Source organism: Pseudomonas sp. LBUM1674 (genome assembly GCF_059695635.1).
In genome coordinates, this window is sequence record NZ_CP166779.1 from 831,512 (window position 1) to 851,264 (window position 19,753).

18 protein-coding genes and 1 rRNA gene are annotated in these 19,753 nt (G+C 58.6%); 15 read left to right on the plus strand and 4 right to left on the minus strand.

Going from position 1 to position 19,753, the window contains the following annotated elements:
* Positions 1-129: 129 nt before the first annotated feature.
* The 5 genes from ACA067_RS03810 to ACA067_RS03830 all read left to right on the plus strand — a co-directional run bounded on the left by ACA067_RS03810 (position 130) and on the right by ACA067_RS03830 (position 4,374).
* On the plus strand, positions 130-1,002 hold the full coding sequence (locus ACA067_RS03810; RefSeq protein WP_497460669.1) for a heme/hemin ABC transporter substrate-binding protein: 873 nt from the start codon (positions 130-132) through the stop codon (positions 1,000-1,002).
* Positions 1,003-1,052: 50 nt separating this feature from the next.
* On the plus strand, positions 1,053-2,036 hold the full coding sequence (locus tag ACA067_RS03815) for a FecCD family ABC transporter permease (RefSeq protein WP_497462725.1): 984 nt from the start codon (positions 1,053-1,055) through the stop codon (positions 2,034-2,036).
* On the plus strand, positions 2,036-2,803 hold the full coding sequence (locus tag ACA067_RS03820; protein WP_497460670.1) for a heme ABC transporter ATP-binding protein: 768 nt from the start codon (positions 2,036-2,038) through the stop codon (positions 2,801-2,803). Before ACA067_RS03815 ends, ACA067_RS03820 begins: the two co-directional genes overlap by 1 nt.
* Positions 2,804-2,824: 21 nt before the next feature.
* Positions 2,825-3,703, plus strand: coding sequence for a ChaN family lipoprotein (locus ACA067_RS03825; RefSeq protein WP_497460671.1), 879 nt, complete (start codon positions 2,825-2,827; stop codon positions 3,701-3,703).
* 386 nt (positions 3,704-4,089) lie between these two features.
* Entirely contained in the window at positions 4,090-4,374 is a 285-nt protein-coding gene (locus ACA067_RS03830; RefSeq protein ID WP_497460672.1) for a DUF6124 family protein, read from the plus strand.
* A 314-nt stretch (positions 4,375-4,688) separates the two neighbouring features.
* On the opposite strand, the gene ACA067_RS03835 is transcribed toward ACA067_RS03830, so the two are convergent.
* The 3 genes from ACA067_RS03835 to ACA067_RS03845 form a co-directional block, all read right to left on the minus strand.
* Positions 4,689-4,961, minus strand: a complete 273-nt coding sequence (locus tag ACA067_RS03835) for a TfoX/Sxy family protein (protein WP_096515175.1) — start codon at positions 4,959-4,961, stop codon at positions 4,689-4,691.
* A gap of 284 nt (positions 4,962-5,245) precedes the next feature.
* A complete protein-coding gene (locus ACA067_RS03840; protein WP_497460673.1) occupies positions 5,246-5,590 on the minus strand; it encodes a pentapeptide repeat-containing protein in 345 nt (114 codons plus the stop codon).
* Between the two features lie 91 nt (positions 5,591-5,681).
* A complete protein-coding gene (locus ACA067_RS03845; RefSeq protein WP_497460674.1) occupies positions 5,682-7,238 on the minus strand; it encodes a bifunctional aminoglycoside phosphotransferase/ATP-binding protein in 1,557 nt (518 codons plus the stop codon).
* A gap of 118 nt (positions 7,239-7,356) precedes the next feature.
* Here ACA067_RS03845 and mrcB point away from each other — a divergent pair, with 118 nt between their 5' ends.
* Genes mrcB through ACA067_RS03860 form a run of 3 tightly spaced genes read left to right on the plus strand, consistent with a single transcriptional unit; the run spans position 7,357 to position 10,767 of the window.
* Positions 7,357-9,681, plus strand: coding sequence for a penicillin-binding protein 1B (mrcB, locus tag ACA067_RS03850; RefSeq protein WP_497460675.1), 2,325 nt, complete (start codon positions 7,357-7,359; stop codon positions 9,679-9,681).
* Positions 9,682-9,697: 16 nt separating this feature from the next.
* The gene (locus ACA067_RS03855; protein WP_497460676.1) at positions 9,698-10,432 is read left to right on the plus strand and encodes a tetratricopeptide repeat protein; all 735 of its coding nucleotides are present in this window, start codon (positions 9,698-9,700) and stop codon (positions 10,430-10,432) included.
* Entirely contained in the window at positions 10,432-10,767 is a 336-nt protein-coding gene (locus ACA067_RS03860; RefSeq protein WP_497460677.1) for a YqcC family protein, read from the plus strand. Before ACA067_RS03855 ends, ACA067_RS03860 begins: the two co-directional genes overlap by 1 nt.
* A gap of 3 nt (positions 10,768-10,770) precedes the next feature.
* Here the strand turns inward: ACA067_RS03860 and ACA067_RS03865 are convergent, their stop codons facing one another.
* Positions 10,771-11,193, minus strand: a complete 423-nt coding sequence (locus ACA067_RS03865) for a DUF4124 domain-containing protein (RefSeq protein WP_497460678.1) — start codon at positions 11,191-11,193, stop codon at positions 10,771-10,773.
* 399 nt (positions 11,194-11,592) lie between these two features.
* On the opposite strand from ACA067_RS03865, the gene ACA067_RS03870 reads away from it, so the two are divergent.
* The 7 genes from ACA067_RS03870 to ACA067_RS03900 all read left to right on the plus strand — a co-directional run bounded on the left by ACA067_RS03870 (position 11,593) and on the right by ACA067_RS03900 (position 19,648).
* The gene (locus ACA067_RS03870) at positions 11,593-13,317 is read left to right on the plus strand and encodes an acetolactate synthase 3 large subunit (RefSeq protein WP_497460679.1); all 1,725 of its coding nucleotides are present in this window, start codon (positions 11,593-11,595) and stop codon (positions 13,315-13,317) included.
* A 2-nt stretch (positions 13,318-13,319) separates the two neighbouring features.
* Positions 13,320-13,811 carry an acetolactate synthase small subunit gene (gene ilvN, locus ACA067_RS03875; RefSeq protein ID WP_003176102.1) on the plus strand — a complete coding sequence of 164 codons (492 nt, stop codon included), beginning with the start codon at positions 13,320-13,322 and terminating at the stop codon, positions 13,809-13,811.
* Between the two features lie 48 nt (positions 13,812-13,859).
* A complete protein-coding gene (gene ilvC / locus ACA067_RS03880; protein ID WP_122540428.1) occupies positions 13,860-14,876 on the plus strand; it encodes a ketol-acid reductoisomerase in 1,017 nt (338 codons plus the stop codon).
* 144 nt (positions 14,877-15,020) lie between these two features.
* Complete coding sequence (pssA, locus tag ACA067_RS03885) at positions 15,021-15,875, plus strand: CDP-diacylglycerol--serine O-phosphatidyltransferase (protein WP_497460680.1); 855 nt, start codon at positions 15,021-15,023, stop codon at positions 15,873-15,875.
* A gap of 58 nt (positions 15,876-15,933) precedes the next feature.
* Entirely contained in the window at positions 15,934-16,947 is a 1,014-nt protein-coding gene (gene msrP / locus ACA067_RS03890) for a protein-methionine-sulfoxide reductase catalytic subunit MsrP (protein WP_497460681.1), read from the plus strand.
* On the plus strand, positions 16,947-17,567 hold the full coding sequence (msrQ, locus tag ACA067_RS03895; protein WP_497460682.1) for a protein-methionine-sulfoxide reductase heme-binding subunit MsrQ: 621 nt from the start codon (positions 16,947-16,949) through the stop codon (positions 17,565-17,567). Before msrP ends, msrQ begins: the two co-directional genes overlap by 1 nt.
* A 544-nt stretch (positions 17,568-18,111) precedes the next feature.
* Positions 18,112-19,648, plus strand: a 16S ribosomal RNA gene (locus ACA067_RS03900).
* The last annotated feature ends 105 nt before the right edge of the window (positions 19,649-19,753 follow it).

The following is a 19,753-nucleotide window of genomic DNA, read 5'->3' on the forward strand; positions in this document are numbered from 1 at the left end:
CCGAGCTTGACGTTCAAATGCAAACAATTATCAAATGGCCGTTTCACCCATTGGGCGTGCAGGTGCCGGATGCCGAGGATACTTGGCCTGTCATCTCGATGCCTGGGAAAACTTTCAAGGAAGCTTTTTATGCGCCTGAGTACCCGCGTTGCTGCGCTCTGTGTCGGACTTCTCGTCAGTCATCACGCCGCAGCGGCCGAGTTGCCACAACGTTGGGTCAGTGCCGGTGGCGCGCTGTCGGAGTGGGTCAGCGCGCTGGGTGGCGAATCAAAACTGGTGGGTGTCGATACCACGAGCCAGCACCCTGAATCCCTGAAGGCCCTGCCCAGTATCGGTTATCAGCGGCAATTGTCGGCGGAGGGTATTTTAAGCCTGCGCCCGCAGATCCTGATCGGCACCGAAGAAATGGGGCCGCCGCCGGTGCTTTCGCAGGTTCGCAGTGCCGGCGTGCAAGTCGAACTGTTTTCCGCCCAGTCGGATCTGCCGACCTTGCAGGCTAATCTGCAGCACTTGGGCAAGTTGCTTGGCGCGCAAGACCGGGCGGGGCAATTGCTGCTGGAGTATCAGCAGCAACTCGAGCAGCAAAAGGTCCGGGTCACCCGGGCGCAGTTGAAGGAAAAGTCGCCGGGCGTGCTGATGCTGCTCGGCCACGCAGGTGGCAAGCCGCTGATCGCCGGCAAGGACACCGCCGCCGACTGGTTGCTGCAAAAAGCCGGTGGGCACAATCTGGCAACACATACCGGCTATAAACCTTTTTCTGTTGAATCGCTGGTCAGTCTGGATCCTGACGTGCTGGTGTTTGCCGATCGTGCGCTCACAGGCGACGCCGCGCGGGCAGCCCTGTTCAAGGAAAATCCGATTCTGTCCTCGACCCGCGCGGCCAAGGACGGACGAGTCATGGAGCTCGATCCGACCTTGCTGGTGGGTGGTCTCGGGCCGCGGTTGCCCGAAGCGTTGAAATCATTGTCTGACGGCTTCTTCCCCGGTTCTGCCGGCCAATGACCATCCTGGTTAAACCACGTGCGTTGTTTATTGGCCTGAGCCTGCTGTGTTTGCTGGCGGTCTGGCTGTCGTTGGCGCTTGGCCCCGTCAGCTTGCCGCTGTTCGATACCTTGCGCGCGGCGTTGCGGCTGATCGGCTTGCCCATTGCGGCCGACGGGCTGGAGCAGGCCGAACTGATCCTCGGACAGATTCGCCTGCCGCGCACGCTGTTGGGTTTGGCGGTGGGGGGCGTGTTGGCATTGTCCGGCGTGGCGATGCAGGGACTGTTTCGTAACCCGCTGGCAGATCCGGGGTTGGTCGGCGTTTCCAGCGGCGCGGCGCTGGGCGCGGCGATCGCAATAGTCGGCGGTTCGATATTCGGCGGCCTGCCGGAAGCCTTCGGGCCGTATCTGTTATCGCTCTGTGCATTTATTGGCGGGCTCGGCGTCACGGCGCTGGTGTATCGGCTGGGCCGGCGCAATGGGCAGACCCATGTCGCGACGATGCTGTTGGCGGGTATCGCGTTGACGGCGCTGGCCGGTTCCGCAGTGGGGCTGTTTACCTACCTGGCCGACGACGCGACCCTGCGCACGCTGACGTTCTGGAACCTGGGCAGCCTGAACGGCGCCAGCTATTCGCGACTCTGGCCGTTGTTGCTGATCACGGTAGGCGTAGCGCTGTGGCTGCCGCGCCGGGCCAAGGCGCTGAATGCGTTGCTGCTGGGAGAGTCGGAAGCCGGTCACCTGGGCATCGATGTCGAAAGGCTCAAGCGTGAGCTGGTGTTCTGCACGGCGCTGGGTGTCGGCGCGGCAGTCGCGGCGGCAGGGATGATCGGCTTTGTCGGCCTGGTGGTGCCGCACCTGGTGCGACTGCTGGCGGGGCCTGATCATCGCGTGCTGTTGCCGGCGTCGGTGCTGGCCGGTGGCAGTCTCTTGTTGTTTGCCGATCTGGTCGCACGACTGGCGCTGGCGCCGGCCGAGTTGCCCATCGGGATCGTCACGGCCTTCATCGGTGCGCCGTTCTTTCTGTATTTACTGCTCCGAGGGCGTGCCTGATGTTGCGAACGCAAAATCTGCAAATCCGTCGGGGTCGCAAGATCGTATTGACCGACATCACGCTCGAGGTCAAGCCGGGCGAAGTCCTTGGCGTATTAGGACCGAACGGTGCCGGAAAAAGCACCTTGCTCGGCGCCTTGTGCGGCGAGTTGCAGGCTGACCAGGGCAATGTGTGGCTCGATGAGCGCGAGTTGAGGCACTGGACCGGGGCACTGCGCGCCCAGCGCCTGGCCGTGCTGCCGCAGGTATCGACCCTGGACTTCGCCTTTCGCGTCGAAGAAGTGGTCGGCATGGGCCGCTTGCCCCATCAGAGCGGCCGGGTCCGCGATGATGAAATTGTCGCCGCCGCGTTGCAGGCTGCCGATGCCGGTCATTTGACGGGTCGCAGCTACCTGGCCTTGTCCGGCGGCGAACGCCAGCGGGTGCATCTGGCGCGGGTGCTGGCACAACTCTGGCCGGGTGAGGCGGGGCAGACCCTGTTGCTCGATGAGCCGACCTCGATGCTCGACCCGCTGCATCAGCACACCACCCTGCAAGCGGTGCGCGAGTTTGCCGATCGCGGCGCGGCGGTATTGGTGATCCTGCATGATCTGAACCTGGCGGCGCGCTATTGTGATCGCCTGCTACTGCTCGAAGGCGGGCGCCCGGTGGCACTCGATACACCGGAGCAGGTGTTGCGTCCGGAACCGCTCAAGGCGGTCTTCGGCCTGGAAGTACTGGTGCAACAGCATCCGGAGCGTGGGCATCCGCTGATCATCGCCCGCTGAGTGTCTGATAGGGGTGAGCCCATGCGTGTGATGTTGATTCTGGCAGTACTGGTGCTGAGTGCTTGTCAGCATGTTTCGGCACCGCCCCCGGTCGCCGGTGAGATCCGCGACTTGCGCAGCGGCCGGAGCCTGACGCCGCAGGAACTGGTTGCGCAATTGGCCAAGCCTTCGCGGCTGATCGTCGGCGAGCAGCATGACAATCGCGATCACCATGCACTGCAACTGTGGTTGTTGCAGTCACTGGGTGAGCGCCGGCCGCAAGGCAGCCTGCTCCTGGAAATGCTCACACCGGACCAGCAGCCACGCGTCGATGAAGTTCGCCAGGCTTCGGCACCGCCGGCGGATTTACCCGGTGCGTTGGCCTGGCTGGAGGGTTGGGATTGGGATTTGTATGGGCCGATCATTCGATTCGCCCTGAGCCAACCGTATCCGCTGCTGTCCGCGAATCTGACCACTGCGCAAGTCCGGGCTATCTATACCAACCCTCCCACCTTGAGCGGCTCACGTTCCAACGCGTCCTCGGTCAAGGAAGAACTGCTGCAGCAAGTCAGCGATTCCCATTGCGGTCTGCTGCCCAAAGCACAAATGCCGGCAATGCTTGCCGTTCAGCAGCAACGTGACCGGCGCATGGCTGAGCGCCTGCTGGCGGCACCTGAGCCTTCAGTGCTTTTTTCCGGGGCTTACCATGCGCGCAAGGACGTGGGCGTGCCGATTCATGTGCTGGATCTGGGAGCACCCGCGGCGCCGACGGTATTGATGCTGGCTCAACAGGGCAGTGAGATCACGGCGGCGATGGCCGATTACGTCTGGTACACGCCGGCTATGCCAACGCCGGATTACTGTGAGCAGATGCGTAAGCAGTTCGGCAAGCAACGAGGCCCCGTAGGAGCTGTCGAGTGAAACGAGGCTGCGATCTTTTGATCTTGCCGTGGTCGCTTGGCTGAAGTTGTAGGATTGCTCTGACGATGACTTCCTGAAAGCTACAGCACCTTGCGTCGTTGCCTACAGGTACGCCAGAATCCGCCGGCTTGTGCGCCTTGGGCCTGCTCGGTAACTTGATTCGCGTCACTGATCGTCAGTGATCGGGTTTAGTAGCCCGTGGTATTTGAAGAGTGCACAAGCGACTACCAGACAGGTATTTCCATACCTGAACTTGATGGTGGTTGTGCGCAGGGCGTCTTCGGGCGCGCCGGCTTTCTTCATTTCCCCGGTCTACTAACCTGCGTACAGCCGCCACCCCTTGTATTAGTAGCGAGGCGTGGCTGCACAATCAGGAAATGAAAATTATGTCCAAGGTAACGCCTGATCCGCCGGACGCTGATTCGGCCTTCAACATCATGTCTACCCCGCGAACCCCCTGCGGCTTCTTCACCGTCAACCCTGAACTCGATACCGAAACACTGCTGGCCTATGCGTGTGAGTCGCTGGCGTTGGCGAATGTCATGGCCACAGACTTGGTAGATCATCTGCAGGGGACGTCGCGCAACGCTTTGCTGGGCATTGCGCAGGTCATCATGCTGGGTGAGCTGGCGGTAAATCGGGCGTTGGATCGGATCGAGTCGCCTGAATAGCGACTGTCCTGTAACAATCAAGATCAAAAGATCGCAGCCTCGCTTCGCTCGACAGCTCCTACGGGCAGGTTGGAATACAAACCGTTCGCCCAAAAAAAGACCCGGCAAGAGCCGGGTCAAATAACCGTGATTAGCCTGATGAGGAGATATCTGAGAGTCCGAACCAAGGGCTTTTCAAATATCGACCAGTCTCGCGACCAGCTGTGATAATCATAGCGATTCTCATTACCATGTCAACAGCTGATTCTTTCATTTACTTCAAATTCGCCATCAGTCCATTGGAAAGGCCTGTAGTCATGGGGTCGGAGTTCATTTCAAATTTTGTGGCGCGACGAAATCGCTTCGAGCTGTTTGTTCAGGGCTTCCTTGCGCTCGGCAGGAATGTCGTTCCAGTGCACGTCCATCAAGGCGCCTTCGATCGCATACAACAACACCTTGGACGCCCGGAACCCGCGCGTGCGCACGGCCCGGTAAGCGTCCACCGCCCCCAGGCGACGCAAGTCCGAGGCGCTGTGGATGCCCACGGCATGCAGCCACTGCGCTGACGTCTTGCCAAGATTCTTCAGGTGCTGCAGTTCATCATTCATCAAGCCTCCTTGCGACGGCCGAACGGTGCGTGGGCGAGCTTCTCAGGAGTGTAGCCATCAGCAGGAAAAGCGTGATTGTTTGCTTGGTTTCGATGCAAAAGCTTCTAAGGAGGGCGCGCCTGGCGCTGAAGGAATACAGTAGAGGAGGGCAACACAAAACAGGGTGGGAGCGGGCTTGCTCGCGAAAGGCGGTTTAACCTTCACATTCATGTCGACTGACACTACGTCTTCGCGAGCAAGCCCGCTCCCACAGGGATTTGCGCCGTGTCAGGAGGTGAAGCGGGTTAGCGGGTGCGGTATCGCAGGCGTGTCCCGAAATTCATCGACATCAGAATTTCATCCGCACTCAACTCCGGCGGAAAGTAGGCCCCGGAGATCTGCGCGTGGGCCAGGCTTGCGCCTTCCAGGATCGAGGTGCTGAAGTCGATGCCGCGCAAGTCGGCGGAGCGAAAATAGGCATCGGTGAAGTCGATGCCGCGGGCATTCAGCTCTCGCAGGTCAAGCCCTCGGAAATCCCCACCGACCATGTCGATGGTTCCTTCCAGGGGGCGTTCATTGTTGAAACCTGTGATGTCGTCTTTGTGCAGCAAGGCAAAAAGCGCTGTGTCGAGAAGTTTGGGCTGGCTCATGTCACATCACCTGTTGGTTTTATGACGCCAGTGTAGTGCCGCTATTTGACAACCGTGAAGCCGGTAAGGGCTTCACGGCTGAAATACCGTCTTACAGACCCGGCAGGCGTTGGCGGATTTGCGCGACAACGGTGTCGAGGGTTCCGCTTTCGTTGGTCTGCACCCGTTTGCTGCAGAGAATCTCTGCGGGCGTCAACGGTTCGCGATTGGCTTGCTGCGCTTCGATAATGGCCAGGTTGGCGTCGGACGGGTCCTTCTTGTCAGCCTGACGCAGCGCCAGCCAGCTTTCGATCACCGCTTGCGGTGCATTGCAATCCAGGATCAGGAAGGGCGCACCGGTGCCCTCGGCGATTTTCGCTGCGCTGTCGCGCTGTTCGCGCTTGAGGTAGGTGGCATCGACCACCACCGGGAAGCCGGCATGCAGGATCACCGCGGCAATTTCATGCAGGCGGCTGTAGGTCGCGACGCTGGCGTCGGCACTATAGATGCCGGCCTGCGGGTCGTTGACGACGGTTTGTTCGCCGAACAGGCGTTTACGTTCTACGTCCGAGCGCAAGCGAATGGCGCCCAGTGCTTCCACCAGACGCAGGGCCACTCGGCTCTTGCCGACCGCCGACACACCATGGGTTATCGCCATGAAGCGCGAAGGAATGGTGCTGTAGCTTTCCGCCAGGTTCGCGTAGTTGCGGTACTGGCGCAGGGTGGTGGCGCGTTGCACCGGGTCGGCCTCGGCCGGCATGCTGAACAGGCTGACCTTGGCGCGTACCAGTGCGCGATAGGCTTTATAGAAGTTCAGCAGCTCAAGCCCCTGGTAATCACCAGTCAGCTCCAGGTATTGGCTGATGAAGCGACGCGCCAGGCTCTTCAGGCCGCGGTCTTCGAGGTCCATCGCCAGGAAACCGGTGTCGGCATAGACGTCGGTGAAACGGAACGGTTCGTTGAACTCGATGCAGTCGAAGATCACGACCTTGCCGTCGATTTCCGTGGCGTTGCCCAGGTGGATGTCACCGTGGCATTCGCGGATGAAACCGTCCGCCTTGCGCTGGGCGAACAGTGGCTTGAGGCGTTCGAAGCTGCTTTCGGCCCAGGCTTGCAGGGCGTCGAGTTGCAGCAGGTCAGCCTTGTCGCTGAGAAACGGACGGATCTGTTCGAAGTTCTGGCGCACCGGAGCCATGACGCTGTCCGGGGTGCCGGCATCGTGTTCGGCGGGCACTTTCGGCGCATTGAGGTGGAATTGCGCGATCTGTGCGGCCATCTCGTCGATGTGCGTGGTGGTCAACTCGCCGTTGGCCTGCAGCGTGCTAAGCAATCCGCTCTGTGGGAATTGACGCATTTTCAGGGCGTAATCGACGACCGGGCCATCGCCGCCCAGCTGGGGGGCTTCGGCGCTGCCGGTGATTGGCAACACTTCGAGGTACAAATCGTGGGTCAGGCGCTGGTTCAGACGCAGCTCTTCACCGCAGAAATGCTCGCGAGCGTCGAGGCTGGTGAAGTCGAGGAAGCCGAAATTGACCGGTTTCTTCAGTTTATAAGCAAAGGGGCCTGTGAGAATAACCCAGGAGATATGCGTTTCGATGACCTGGAACCCATCCACGGGATGTGGATAGAGGGCGGGGTTTTGCAGGGCAGCGATCAGGGACTGGCTCACAGGCATTCCTTCAAAGTCTGGGGAAAATTCACGGCCGTCATTATGGCCGCAAGTCCGCCGGACGCAAACCTCGGAGGGCTTCTGTCGAGTATCGATAAAGTGCGTATAATCCGCCGCCATGACTCGTACTCGATCCCCCCGCACCCCCAAAAAACCACCTTCCAGAGGCCTGAGCCCCTGGCTGGGCTGGGCCCTTAAACTCAGTCTGGTCGGCCTCGTGGTGCTCGCCGGATTCGCGGTTTACCTCGACGCCGTAGTCCAGGAGAAGTTTTCCGGCAAGCGCTGGACCATCCCGGCCAAGGTGTACGCGCGCCCGCTCGAGCTGTTCGTCGGACAAAAGCTCAGCAAGGCTGACTTTCTGACCGAACTCGATGCCTTGGGCTATCGTCGCGAAGCCGTGAGCAACGGCCCCGGCGCTGCCGCGGTCAACGGCAATACCGTCGACTTGAATACTCGCGGCTTCCAGTTCTATGAAGGACTGGAAAGCGCCCAGCCCGTGCGTGTGCGATTCTCTGGCGACTATGTGGCTGAACTCTCGGGGGCCAAGGGTTCGAAGGTTTCCGTGGTGCGGCTGGAGCCGCTCCTGATCGGCGGGATTTACCCCAAGAATCTCGAAGACCGCATTCTGATCAAGATTGATCAGGTGCCGCCGTATCTGCTGGAAACCCTGGTTGCCGTGGAAGACCGGGACTTTTACAGCCATTGGGGCGTGTCGCCCAAGTCGATTGCCCGGGCCGTCTGGGTCAACACCTCTGGCGGCAAGATGACCCAGGGCGGCAGTACCCTGACGCAACAGCTGGTCAAGAATTTCTACCTGACCAGCGAGCGCAGCCTGTCCCGCAAACTCACCGAAGCCATGATGGCGATGTTGCTTGAGCTGCATTACGACAAACGAGAAATTCTTGAGGCTTACCTCAATGAAGTGTTCGTCGGTCAGGATGGGCAGCGAGCAGTGCACGGTTTCGGTCTGGCCAGCCAGTTCTTCTTCGGGCAGCCGTTGTCCGAGCTGAAACTGCATCAAGTCGCCATGTTGGTGGCCATGGTCAAGGGGCCTTCCTATTACAACCCGCGCCGCAACCCGGAGCGGGCGCTCGAGCGACGCAATCTGGTACTCGATGTCCTTGAACAACAGGGTGTCGCCACTGCCGAGCAGGTCGCGGCGGCGAAGAAAATGCCACTGGGCGTGACGACTCGCGGCAAGTTGGCCGACAGCTCGTTCCCCGGTTTCCTCGACCTGGTCAAGCGTCAGTTGCGCCAAGACTATCGCGACGAAGACTTGACCGAAGAAGGCCTGCGGATTTTCACCAGCTTCGATCCGATCCTGCAGATGAAAGCCGAGGCCTCGGTCAATGACACCTTCAAGCGCCTGGCCGGGCGCAAGGGCTCGGATGAAGTCGAAGCGGCCATGGTCGTGACCAACCCGGAAACCGGCGAAGTCCAGGCCATGATCGGCAGTCGTCAGGCGGGTTTTGCCGGTTTCAACCGGGCGCTGGATGCGGTGCGGCCGATCGGTTCGTTGATCAAGCCGGCGGTTTATCTGACAGCCCTCGAGAAACCGAGCCAGTACACCCTGACCAGTTGGTTATCGGACGATTCGTTCTCGGTCAAAGGTGCGGATGGTCAGGTCTGGAAACCGCAGAACTATGATCGTCGTTCCCATGGCACGGTGTTCCTTTATCAAGGCCTGGCACATTCCTACAACCTGTCGACCGCACGTCTCGGTTTGGCGGTGGGCGTACCCAATGTGCTCAAGACGCTGGCACGCCTGGGGGTGAGTCGCGAGTTCCCGGCCTTCCCGTCGATGTTGCTGGGCGCTGGTGGCCTGACACCGATCGAAGTGGCGACTATGTATCAGACCCTGGCCAACGGCGGCTTCAATACGCCCATGCGCGGGATTCGCAGCGTGCTGACGGCCGAAGGCGAGCCGCTCAAGCGTTATCCGTTCCAGATCCAGCAGCGCTTCGATCCGGCGTCCATTTACCTGGTCCAGAACGCAATGCAGCGGGTCATGCGTGAAGGCACCGGCAGTTCGGTTTATAACGTGTTGCCCAAGACCCTGACGCTGGCCGGCAAGACCGGTACCAGTAACGATTCGCGAGACAGCTGGTTCGCCGGTTTCAGCCAGGACTTGCTGGCCGTGGTCTGGCTGGGGCGTGATGACAACGGCAAGACGCCCTTCACCGGTGCCACCGGTGCGTTGCAGGTCTGGGCCAGTTTCATGCGCAAGGCCGATCCGCTGCCGCTGGACATGCCGCAGCCGGACAACATCGTTCAGGCCTGGGTCGATTCGCGTACGGGACAAGGCTCCGATGTGAACTGCCCAGGCGCGGTGCAGATGCCGTATATTCGCGGCAGTGAGCCACCTCCCGGTGCCGCCTGCGGTGGCGACAGCCCTGTATCCGGCGAAACGGTGATGGATTGGGTCAAGGGCTGGATGAATTAAGCAAAGAGGGTTTCAAGTGGACAAGTGGTTGATTCCAGCGGTTACCGCCGTGGCTTTGCTCAGCGGTTGCTCCACCGTACAGCGCGGGTCGATTCCGGTGGTGGATTCCGGCAGCGCCGTTTCCAATAGCGAACGGATTCAGGCGAATGGCGGTTACCGTCAAACGACGGTCCAGCGCCCCGCGCAAAACCAGACCCAGGCGATTCCGCAGGGCGACACCGGTGTGGTCGTGATGGTGCCGGGTGGCGGTGCAGTGACATCGGCACCGATCAGCACGGCGCCGATCACTCCGGGGCCGATTACTCCCGGTCCGGTTAACACGGCACCGGTCCAGTCCGCGCCGATCAACCAGGGCAGCTACAGCATGCCGTCGACGCCAAGCGGGATCCCGTCGACAAGCTCGGGTGGCCTGTCCGCCGATGAGCAACTGGACGGTCCGGTACTGGCTTTGCTGACCACCGCTCAGCAGCAACAGGCAGGCGGCGATCTCAATGGCGCGTCCTCCAGCCTTGAGCGCGCCCAGCGTGTTGCGCCGCGTGAGCCGCAGGTGCTTTATCGCCTGGCTCAGGTACGCATGGCTCAAGGCGATGCAGCTCAAGCCGAGCAATTTGCGCGTCGCGGCCTGACCTTGGCCAATGGTCGTCCGGCACTTCAGGCCAGCCTGTGGGAGTTGATCGCCCAGGCGCGGGAGAAGCAGGGCGATTCCGCCGGTGCGGCATTGGCCCGTCAAAAGGCCAAGGTTTCGTCGTGATGGATGCACGCTTTCCGAAGATTGCCGAGCAGTTGCTGCTGATCGAGCGTGAACTGCGGATTCAGGGTTGGTGGGACGATGTCCCACCCTCCGCTGAAGCACTGTCCAGTGTCGAGCCGTTCTCGGTCGATACGCTGGATTTCGAGCAGTGGCTGCAATGGATTTTCCTGCCGCGAATGAAGACCATCCTCGAACAGGATCTGCCATTGCCCAATGCATCGGGGATTCAGGAGATGGCCGAAATGGTCTTCGCCGCCCGCAATGTCCAGGGCAGGGATCGGCAATTGCAGGTCTTGCTCAAAGAGTTCGATCTGCTGATCACCGCCTCCCGCTGACGCCTACTGGCAGTTTTCCGCAATCTGTTTCTGTGCTTCGGTGATGCGCTCCTGACGGGTCTGGTCGGTCAGGCGGCGCATCTCGCCGTCAATCTCTTCCCGTAGTCGTGGATTGTTCTGCAGTTGAGCGAGGTTGGTCCGCGCCTGCTCACAGAACACCTTGAGCTGGGCTTGCTGCTCGGCGACCTGTTTTTTCACTGTCTTGTCGATGGCCTGCTGATCGCCGATCGCATCGCTGCGCGGCAGTGCGGACGGCTTGCCGGCAGGTACGCTGGGAGTGACCACGCTGGTGGCTTCCTGGTCCTGGGGCGGCTGCGCACCGAAATGGGTAACACCCTGGGCGTCGACCCATTTGTAAATCGGACCAGCCATGCACAAAGGGCTCATGCCGAGCAGCAGGCCGACGGCCAGGAAAAACGTTCGCATGCCATTTCCTTGTCTTGGGTTGCGCAATTGAAGCTAACACAGTTGCTGTTTAGCGGTTTTTTCTTGCTTTCTCATGTACTTGGTTCAATAAAGCACATAGACGACTTGACTTGCAGAGGACGAAACAGAAGAATCCAAAGTCCGCTGTAGAGGGACTGCCAGAAGCAGACCCACTCGGCAGATCATGAGGCGCACATCCGCGCCGACCTGTTACACCCGCAACGCGTTACCTCGCGCTGGGTGGGAAAGGCCCGCAACACTTGGGACGATCCCAATACTTGCTCAGTCAGTGCTGACGTAGTCGGCGACCACCGTCGCTCATGCTCTGCCGAGAAGTAAACCTATTAAGACCCGTCCTCTTTGAGTGGACGGTATTCTGGCGTTTTAGAGGTGAACAACGTGGAGCTTTTATCTGGCGGTGAGATGCTCGTCCGCTTTTTGCGTGACGAAGGCGTCAAGTACATCTACGGGTACCCGGGTGGTGCTCTTCTTCATGTCTACGATGCCCTGTTCAAAGAACCGGAAGTGACCCACATCCTGGTTCGTCACGAGCAGGCTGCGACCCATATGGCTGACGGCTATGCCCGTGCCACCGGTAAAGCCGGCGTGGTACTGGTGACCTCAGGTCCGGGCGCAACCAACGCCATCACCGGTATTGCCACGGCCTACATGGACTCCATTCCGATGGTGATCATTTCCGGCCAGGTGCCTAGCACCATGGTAGGCACCGATGCGTTCCAGGAAACCGACATGATCGGTATCTCCCGGCCGATCGTGAAGCACAGTTTCATGATCAAGCACGCTTCGGAAATCCCGGAAGTCATGAAGAAAGCGTTCTACCTGGCGCAATCCGGTCGTCCTGGCCCGGTCGTTGTCGATATTCCGAAAGACATGACCAACCCGGCCGAGAAGTTCGAATACATCTTCCCGAAGAAAGCCAAGCTGCGTTCCTACAGCCCGGCCGTTCGCGGTCACTCCGGGCAAATCCGCAAGGCGGCAGAAATGCTCCTGGCGGCCAAGCGTCCTGTGATGTACGCAGGTGGCGGCGTGATCCTCGGTGGTGGCTCCGCGCCGCTGACCGAATTGGCGAAGTTGCTCAACCTGCCCGTGACCAATACCCTGATGGGCCTGGGTGCCTACCCTGGCACCGACCGTCAGTTTATCGGCATGCTCGGCATGCATGGCAGCTACACGGCTAACCTGGCAATGCACCATGCCGACGTGATCCTTGCAGTTGGCGCTCGTTTCGACGACCGCGTGATCAACGGCCCGGCCAAGTTCTGCCCGAACGCCAAGATCATTCACATCGACATCGACCCGGCTTCGATCTCCAAGACCATCAAGGCCGATGTACCAATCGTTGGTCCGGTGGAGAGTGTCCTGACCGAAATGGTCGCGATCCTCAAGGAAATCGGCGAGACCCCGAACAAGGAGTCCGTTGCCAGCTGGTGGAAGCAAGTTGATGAGTGGCGCGGTGAGCGCGGCCTGTTCCCTTATGACAAGGGCGACGGCAGCGTCATCAAGCCGCAGACCGTGATCGAAACCCTGTGCGAAGTCACCAAGGGCGATGCCTTTGTGGCCTCCGACGTGGGCCAGCACCAAATGTTTGCGGCGCAGTACTACACGTTCAACAAGCCGAACCGCTGGATCAACTCCGGTGGCTTGGGCACCATGGGCTTCGGTTTTCCGGCGGCCATGGGCATCAAGCTGAGCTTCCCGGATGACGACGTCGTCTGCGTGACCGGCGAGGGCAGTATCCAGATGAACATTCAGGAACTGTCCACCTGTCTGCAATATGGCTTGCCGGTGAAAATCGTCATCCTGAACAACGGTGTTCTGGGTATGGTTCGCCAGTGGCAGGACATGAGTTATGGCAGTCGCCACTCGCACTCGTACATGGAATCGTTGCCTGACTTCGTCAAACTCGCAGAAGCTTACGGTCACGTCGGCGTGCGCATCACCGAGTCGAAAGATCTGAAGTCGAAGATGGAAGAAGCGTTCGCCATGAAAGATCGTCTGGTGATCATCGATGTTTCGGTTGATACCAGCGAGCACGTCTACCCGATGCAGATCAAAGACGGCTCCATGCGCGATATGTGGCTGAGCAAGACGGAGCGTACTTAATCATGCGGCACATTATTTCCTTGCTTCTGGAAAACGAACCGGGCGCTCTGTCTCGTGTAGTCGGCCTGTTCTCGCAGCGCAACTACAACATCGAAAGCCTGACCGTGGCGCCAACCGAAGATCCGACCCTGTCGCGTCTGACGCTGACCACGGTGGGTCACGATGAAGTCATCGAGCAGATCACCAAGAACCTGAACAAGCTGATCGAAGTGGTCAAACTGGTCGACCTGTCGGAAAGTGCTCACATCGAGCGCGAACTGATGCTGGTCAAGGTCAAGGCCACCGGCGCCCAGCGCGCCGAGATCAAGCGCACTACCGATATTTACCGTGGGCAGATAGTCGATGTCAGCGCCAGCGTGTATACCGTTCAACTGACCGGTACCAGCGACAAGCTCGACAGCTTCATTCAGTCCATTGGCACCGCCTCGATCCTGGAAACCGTCCGTAGCGGCGTAACCGGTATTGCCCGCGGCGACAAAGTACTCAGCATCTAAACCAAATTAGCGAATGGCCTGAACGGCCTGGATATATAGGGGAATTTCATGAAAGTTTATTACGAAAAAGACTGCGACCTGTCGATCATCCAGGGCAAGAAAGTTGCCATCATCGGTTACGGTTCCCAGGGCCACGCTCAAGCGTGCAACCTGAAAGACTCCGGCGTTGACGTTACCGTTGGCCTGCGTAAAGGTTCGGCCACCGTGGCCAAAGCCGAAGCTCACGGCCTGAAAGTGACTGACGTTGCTTCCGCCGTAGCCGCTGCCGACCTGGTCATGATCCTGACCCCGGACGAGTTCCAGTCCGCGCTGTACAAGAACGAAATCGAGCCGAACATCAAGCAAGGCGCCACCCTGGCCTTCTCCCACGGCTTCGCGATCCACTACAACCAGGTTGTTCCGCGCGCCGACCTCGACGTGATCATGATCGCGCCGAAAGCACCGGGCCACACCGTGCGTTCCGAATTCGTCAAAGGCGGTGGTATCCCTGACCTGATCGCTATCTACCAGGATGCTTCGGGCAACGCCAAGAACGTCGCACTGTCCTACGCCGCCGGCGTTGGTGGCGGTCGTACCGGCATCATCGAAACCACCTTCAAGGACGAGACCGAAACCGACCTGTTCGGCGAACAAGCCGTTCTGTGCGGCGGTACCGTCGAGCTGGTCAAAGCCGGTTTCGAAACCCTGGTTGAAGCTGGCTACGCGCCGGAAATGGCCTACTTCGAATGCCTGCACGAACTGAAGCTGATCGTTGACCTCATGTACGAAGGCGGTATCGCCAACATGAACTACTCGATCTCCAACAATGCCGAGTACGGCGAGTACGTGACCGGTCCGGAAGTGATCAACGCCGAATCCCGTCAGGCCATGCGCAACGCCCTGAAACGTATTCAGGACGGCGAATACGCCAAGATGTTCATCAGCGAAGGCGCGACCGGCTATCCTTCGATGACCGCCAAGCGTCGCAACAACGCCGCTCACGGTATCGAAATCATCGGCGAGCAACTGCGCTCCATGATGCCGTGGATCGGTGCCAACAAGATCGTCGACAAAGCCAAAAACTAAGTCGCGCACTTGTACGGAAAACGCGGCCTAGGCCGCGTTTTTTCGTTTGGGGGGCCGGTTCTGGTATAAAGCTGCATCGTTTGCGGCCGAACCCTCGTCCCAGACGCCTGTCAAAACTCTCCACCCTGTTGCAAGGTAATGTCCATGAGCGAACGTCCCGAAGAGCCAAACCAGGCTTCTGACGCCGAAAGCCTGCTGCCCATCGATGAACATATCGAGGAAGGGCATGACGCTGAAGGCCGTAAAGTCCGGCATCGTGGTATCTATCTTCTGCCGAATCTGTTCACCACTGCGAACCTGTTCGCGGGTTTCTATTCGATCATCAACTCGATGAGCGCCCAAAGCGCCTTGAGTGCCGGCGACGCCATCGGCGCGAGCAAGTATTTTGCCTTTGCCGCGATCGCGATTTTCGTCGCCATGGTGCTCGACGGCCTCGATGGTCGCGTTGCCCGAATGACCAATACCCAGAGCGCCTTCGGCGCCGAGTACGATTCGCTGTCGGACATGGTGGCCTTTGGTGTCGCGCCGGCTTTGCTGGCATTCGGCTGGGCCTTGGGCGACATGGGCAAGGTCGGCTGGATGGTTGCGTTCATCTATGTCGCAGGCGCGGCCTTGCGTCTGGCGCGTTTCAACACCCAGGTCGGCACCGCGGATAAACGCTACTTCATCGGCCTGGCCAGTCCGGCTGCCGCGGGTGTGGTCGCAGGCATCGTCTGGGCGTTCAGCGACTACGGCATCCAGGGCTCGAAGATGTCCTTCCTGGTGGCGTTGATGGTCGCGGCCGCTGGCATGCTGATGGTCAGCAACATCAAGTACAACAGCTTCAAGGAGCTGGACTTGAAGGGGCGTGTGCCCTTCGTGGCGATCCTCGCCGTGGTCCTGGTGTTTGCCGTCGTGTTCAGCGATCCGCCGCGCATTCTGCTGCTGGTTTTCCTCGCCTATGCAGCCTCTGGTCCGGTGCAATATCTGTTACGACTTCGTCGGCACAAGAACGTGTAATTTCCCCCATACTCCGCAGTCTATTGGTACATAGGTCCTCCAATGCTGCGGAGTTGTCATGCTGATCAAAGTCCCCAAGGCGTCTGACTGTCATGAGTCGGACGTCACGCCCGAACCCTTCTATCTATCTCGACGCAATGTGCTGAGTGCCGCTGTCGCCGGTCTGGCTGTGAGCAGCCTGCCACGGTGGGCGAGCGCCGCCGATGCTGCGCGTTATCCAGGCGTAGAGCCTGGCAAGGCGCCATCCTGGTTTGCCGAAAAGCTTCCTGCTACCCAGTGGGGGGCGGTGAACGTCAAGGATGAGGCAGTCACGCCGTTCAAGGATGCAACCCACTACAACAATTTCTACGAGTTCGGCGCCGATAAAGGTGATCCGGCGGCGAACGCCGGTGCGTTGAAGACCGAACCCTGGAGTGTGGTGGTGGACGGCGAGGTGGGTAGGCCGGGACGGTATGCGCTGGAGGACCTCATGAAGCCCTATCAGCTGGAAGAGCGCATTTACCGTCTTCGCTGCGTGGAAGCCTGGTCGATGGTCATCCCGTGGATCGGTTTTCCCATCTCGGCTTTGCTCAAGGAAGTCGAACCGACCTCCAAGGCCAGGTTCATTCGTTTCGAAACCCTGCAGGATCCCAAAACCATGCCGGGGCAGCGCTCTGGTTTTGCCTTGATCGACTGGCCTTATGTAGAGGGGTTGCGTCTGGATGAGGCAATGAATCCTTTGGCCATTCTTGCAGTGGGCATGTACGGGCGTGAGCTGCCTAACCAGAATGGCGCGCCACTGCGTCTGGTGGTGCCGTGGAAGTACGGCTTCAAGAGCATCAAATCCATCGTGCGGATCAGTCTGGTCAGCGAGCAGCCAAAAACCACCTGGCAGAGCATTGCTTCGGATGAATATGGCTTTTATGCAAACGTGAATCCCACGGTCGATCACCCGCGCTGGACCCAGGCCCGTGAAAGACGGTTGCCCAGTGGTCTGTTCAAGCCCAATGTGCGTGACACGCAGATGTTCAACGGCTACTCGGATGAAGTCGCTTCTTTATATACAGGGCTCGATCTGCGGAAAAACTACTGATGCGATATCCGTTCTGGCGAATCGGGGTCTTCATCGCCGCCGCGGTGTGGCCACTGCTTTGGTTGTATCAGGCCTGGGAGGATGTGCTGGGGCCCGATCCAGGCAAGGTTTTGGTTGACCGTCTGGGCTTGGGGACGCTGGTGTTGCTGCTGATTACCTTGAGCATGACGCCTCTGCAGAAACTCACCGGTTGGGCGGGGTGGATTGCTGTTCGGCGACAACTGGGATTGTGGTGTTTCGCCTACGTAGTGCTGCATATGAGTGGTTATACGGCGTTCATCCTCGGCTTCGATTGGTCGCAGCTGGGTGTCGAGTTGCGCAAGCGGCCGTACATTATTGTCGGGGCGCTGGGCTTTCTCTGTTTGCTTGCGTTGGCGGTGACCTCCAATCGATACAGTCAGCGGCGTTTGGGGGCGCGCTGGAAGAAACTGCATCGGCTGGTCTATGTGATTCTCGGGCTTGGTTTGTTGCATATGCTATGGATTGTGCGCGCCGACCTGAAGGAGTGGGCGATCTATGCTTCTATAGGTGTGTTGCTATTAGTGCTGCGGTTACCGCCCGTAGCCCGCCGAATCCCACGACTAATCGCTAAAAAGACACCTTCTGCACGAAAGGTGTAATTAAAGGTTGACGGCAGATTCTGTAAGTCTATAATTCGCCCCACTTCCGGCGCAGTCGAAACGGAAAACTCCTTGGTAAACAAAGAGTTACGCAGTTTTCGACAGCGAGTTGCTTCAGTTCATCGAAGCCCAGAAGGAGTTGAAAGAGCGGTGATGTTTGGCTCTTTTGACGGTTCGATCTTCTCGGTCGAAAGCGGAGAAAAAGAGGTGTTGACAGCAGCGAGTAACGCTGTAGAATTCGCCTCCCGCTAACGAGAGATCGGAAGCGCAAGTGGTTGAAGTTGCAAAGGAAACTTTGAAAACTTCTGAAAATAACCGCTTGACAGCAGCAGAGGAAAGCGTAGAATGCGCGCCTCGGTTGAGACGAAAGATCTTAACCAACCGCTCTTTAACAACTGAATCAAGCAATTCGTGTGGGTGCTTGTGGAGTCAGACTGATAGTCAACAAGATTATCAGCATCACAAGTTACTCCGCGAGAAATCAAAGATGTAACCAACGATTGCTGAGCCAAGTTTAGGGTTTCTTAAAAACCCAAAGATGTTTGAACTGAAGAGTTTGATCATGGCTCAGATTGAACGCTGGCGGCAGGCCTAACACATGCAAGTCGAGCGGTAGAGAGAAGCTTGCTTCTCTTGAGAGCGGCGGACGGGTGAGTAATGCCTAGGAATCTGCCTGGTAGTGGGGGATAACGCTCGGAAACGGACGCTAATACCGCATACGTCCTACGGGAGAAAGCAGGGGACCTTCGGGCCTTGCGCTATCAGATGAGCCTAGGTCGGATTAGCTAGTTGGTGAGGTAATGGCTCACCAAGGCGACGATCCGTAACTGGTCTGAGAGGATGATCAGTCACACTGGAACTGAGACACGGTCCAGACTCCTACGGGAGGCAGCAGTGGGGAATATTGGACAATGGGCGAAAGCCTGATCCAGCCATGCCGCGTGTGTGAAGAAGGTCTTCGGATTGTAAAGCACTTTAAGTTGGGAGGAAGGGCAGTTACCTAATACGTTGCTGTCTTGACGTTACCGACAGAATAAGCACCGGCTAACTCTGTGCCAGCAGCCGCGGTAATACAGAGGGTGCAAGCGTTAATCGGAATTACTGGGCGTAAAGCGCGCGTAGGTGGTTTGTTAAGTTGGATGTGAAATCCCCGGGCTCAACCTGGGAACTGCATTCAAAACTGACAAGCTAGAGTATGGTAGAGGGTGGTGGAATTTCCTGTGTAGCGGTGAAATGCGTAGATATAGGAAGGAACACCAGTGGCGAAGGCGACCACCTGGACTGATACTGACACTGAGGTGCGAAAGCGTGGGGAGCAAACAGGATTAGATACCCTGGTAGTCCACGCCGTAAACGATGTCAACTAGCCGTTGGGAGCCTTGAGCTCTTAGTGGCGCAGCTAACGCATTAAGTTGACCGCCTGGGGAGTACGGCCGCAAGGTTAAAACTCAAATGAATTGACGGGGGCCCGCACAAGCGGTGGAGCATGTGGTTTAATTCGAAGCAACGCGAAGAACCTTACCAGGCCTTGACATCCAATGAACTTTCCAGAGATGGATTGGTGCCTTCGGGAACATTGAGACAGGTGCTGCATGGCTGTCGTCAGCTCGTGTCGTGAGATGTTGGGTTAAGTCCCGTAACGAGCGCAACCCTTGTCCTTAGTTACCAGCACGTTATGGTGGGCACTCTAAGGAGACTGCCGGTGACAAACCGGAGGAAGGTGGGGATGACGTCAAGTCATCATGGCCCTTACGGCCTGGGCTACACACGTGCTACAATGGTCGGTACAGAGGGTTGCCAAGCCGCGAGGTGGAGCTAATCCCAGAAAACCGATCGTAGTCCGGATCGCAGTCTGCAACTCGACTGCGTGAAGTCGGAATCGCTAGTAATCGCGAATCAGAATGTCGCGGTGAATACGTTCCCGGGCCTTGTACACACCGCCCGTCACACCATGGGAGTGGGTTGCACCAGAAGTAGCTAGTCTAACCTTCGGGAGGACGGTTACCACGGTGTGATTCATGACTGGGGTGAAGTCGTAACAAGGTAGCCGTAGGGGAACCTGCGGCTGGATCACCTCCTTAATCGACGACATCAGCTGCTCCATAAGTTCCCACACGAATTGCTTGATTCATTGAAGAAGACGATAGAAGCAGCTTCAAGCTTTAAGCTACACGCTTCAAGTTTGA

Bases quoted from the DNA above. Each gene is read 5' to 3' on its own strand.
- ACA067_RS03810 (WP_497460669.1), top strand. From the start codon at position 130: ATGCGCCTGAGTACCCGCGTTGCTGCGCTCTGTGTCGGACTTCTCGTC.
- ACA067_RS03820 (WP_497460670.1), top strand. From the start codon at position 2,036: ATGTTGCGAACGCAAAATCTGCAAATCCGTCGGGGTCGCAAGATCGTA.
- ACA067_RS03825 (WP_497460671.1), top strand. From the start codon at position 2,825: ATGCGTGTGATGTTGATTCTGGCAGTACTGGTGCTGAGTGCTTGTCAG.
- ACA067_RS03830 (WP_497460672.1), top strand. From the start codon at position 4,090: ATGTCCAAGGTAACGCCTGATCCGCCGGACGCTGATTCGGCCTTCAAC.
- ACA067_RS03835 (WP_096515175.1), bottom strand. From the start codon at position 4,961: ATGAATGATGAACTGCAGCACCTGAAGAATCTTGGCAAGACGTCAGCG.
- ACA067_RS03840 (WP_497460673.1), bottom strand. From the start codon at position 5,590: ATGAGCCAGCCCAAACTTCTCGACACAGCGCTTTTTGCCTTGCTGCAC.
- mrcB (WP_497460675.1), top strand. From the start codon at position 7,357: ATGACTCGTACTCGATCCCCCCGCACCCCCAAAAAACCACCTTCCAGA.
- ACA067_RS03860 (WP_497460677.1), top strand. From the start codon at position 10,432: ATGGATGCACGCTTTCCGAAGATTGCCGAGCAGTTGCTGCTGATCGAG.
- ACA067_RS03865 (WP_497460678.1), bottom strand. From the start codon at position 11,193: ATGCGAACGTTTTTCCTGGCCGTCGGCCTGCTGCTCGGCATGAGCCCT.
- ilvN (WP_003176102.1), top strand. From the start codon at position 13,320: ATGCGGCACATTATTTCCTTGCTTCTGGAAAACGAACCGGGCGCTCTG.
- ilvC (WP_122540428.1), top strand. From the start codon at position 13,860: ATGAAAGTTTATTACGAAAAAGACTGCGACCTGTCGATCATCCAGGGC.
- pssA (WP_497460680.1), top strand. From the start codon at position 15,021: ATGAGCGAACGTCCCGAAGAGCCAAACCAGGCTTCTGACGCCGAAAGC.
- msrP (WP_497460681.1), top strand. From the start codon at position 15,934: ATGCTGATCAAAGTCCCCAAGGCGTCTGACTGTCATGAGTCGGACGTC.
- msrQ (WP_497460682.1), top strand. From the start codon at position 16,947: ATGCGATATCCGTTCTGGCGAATCGGGGTCTTCATCGCCGCCGCGGTG.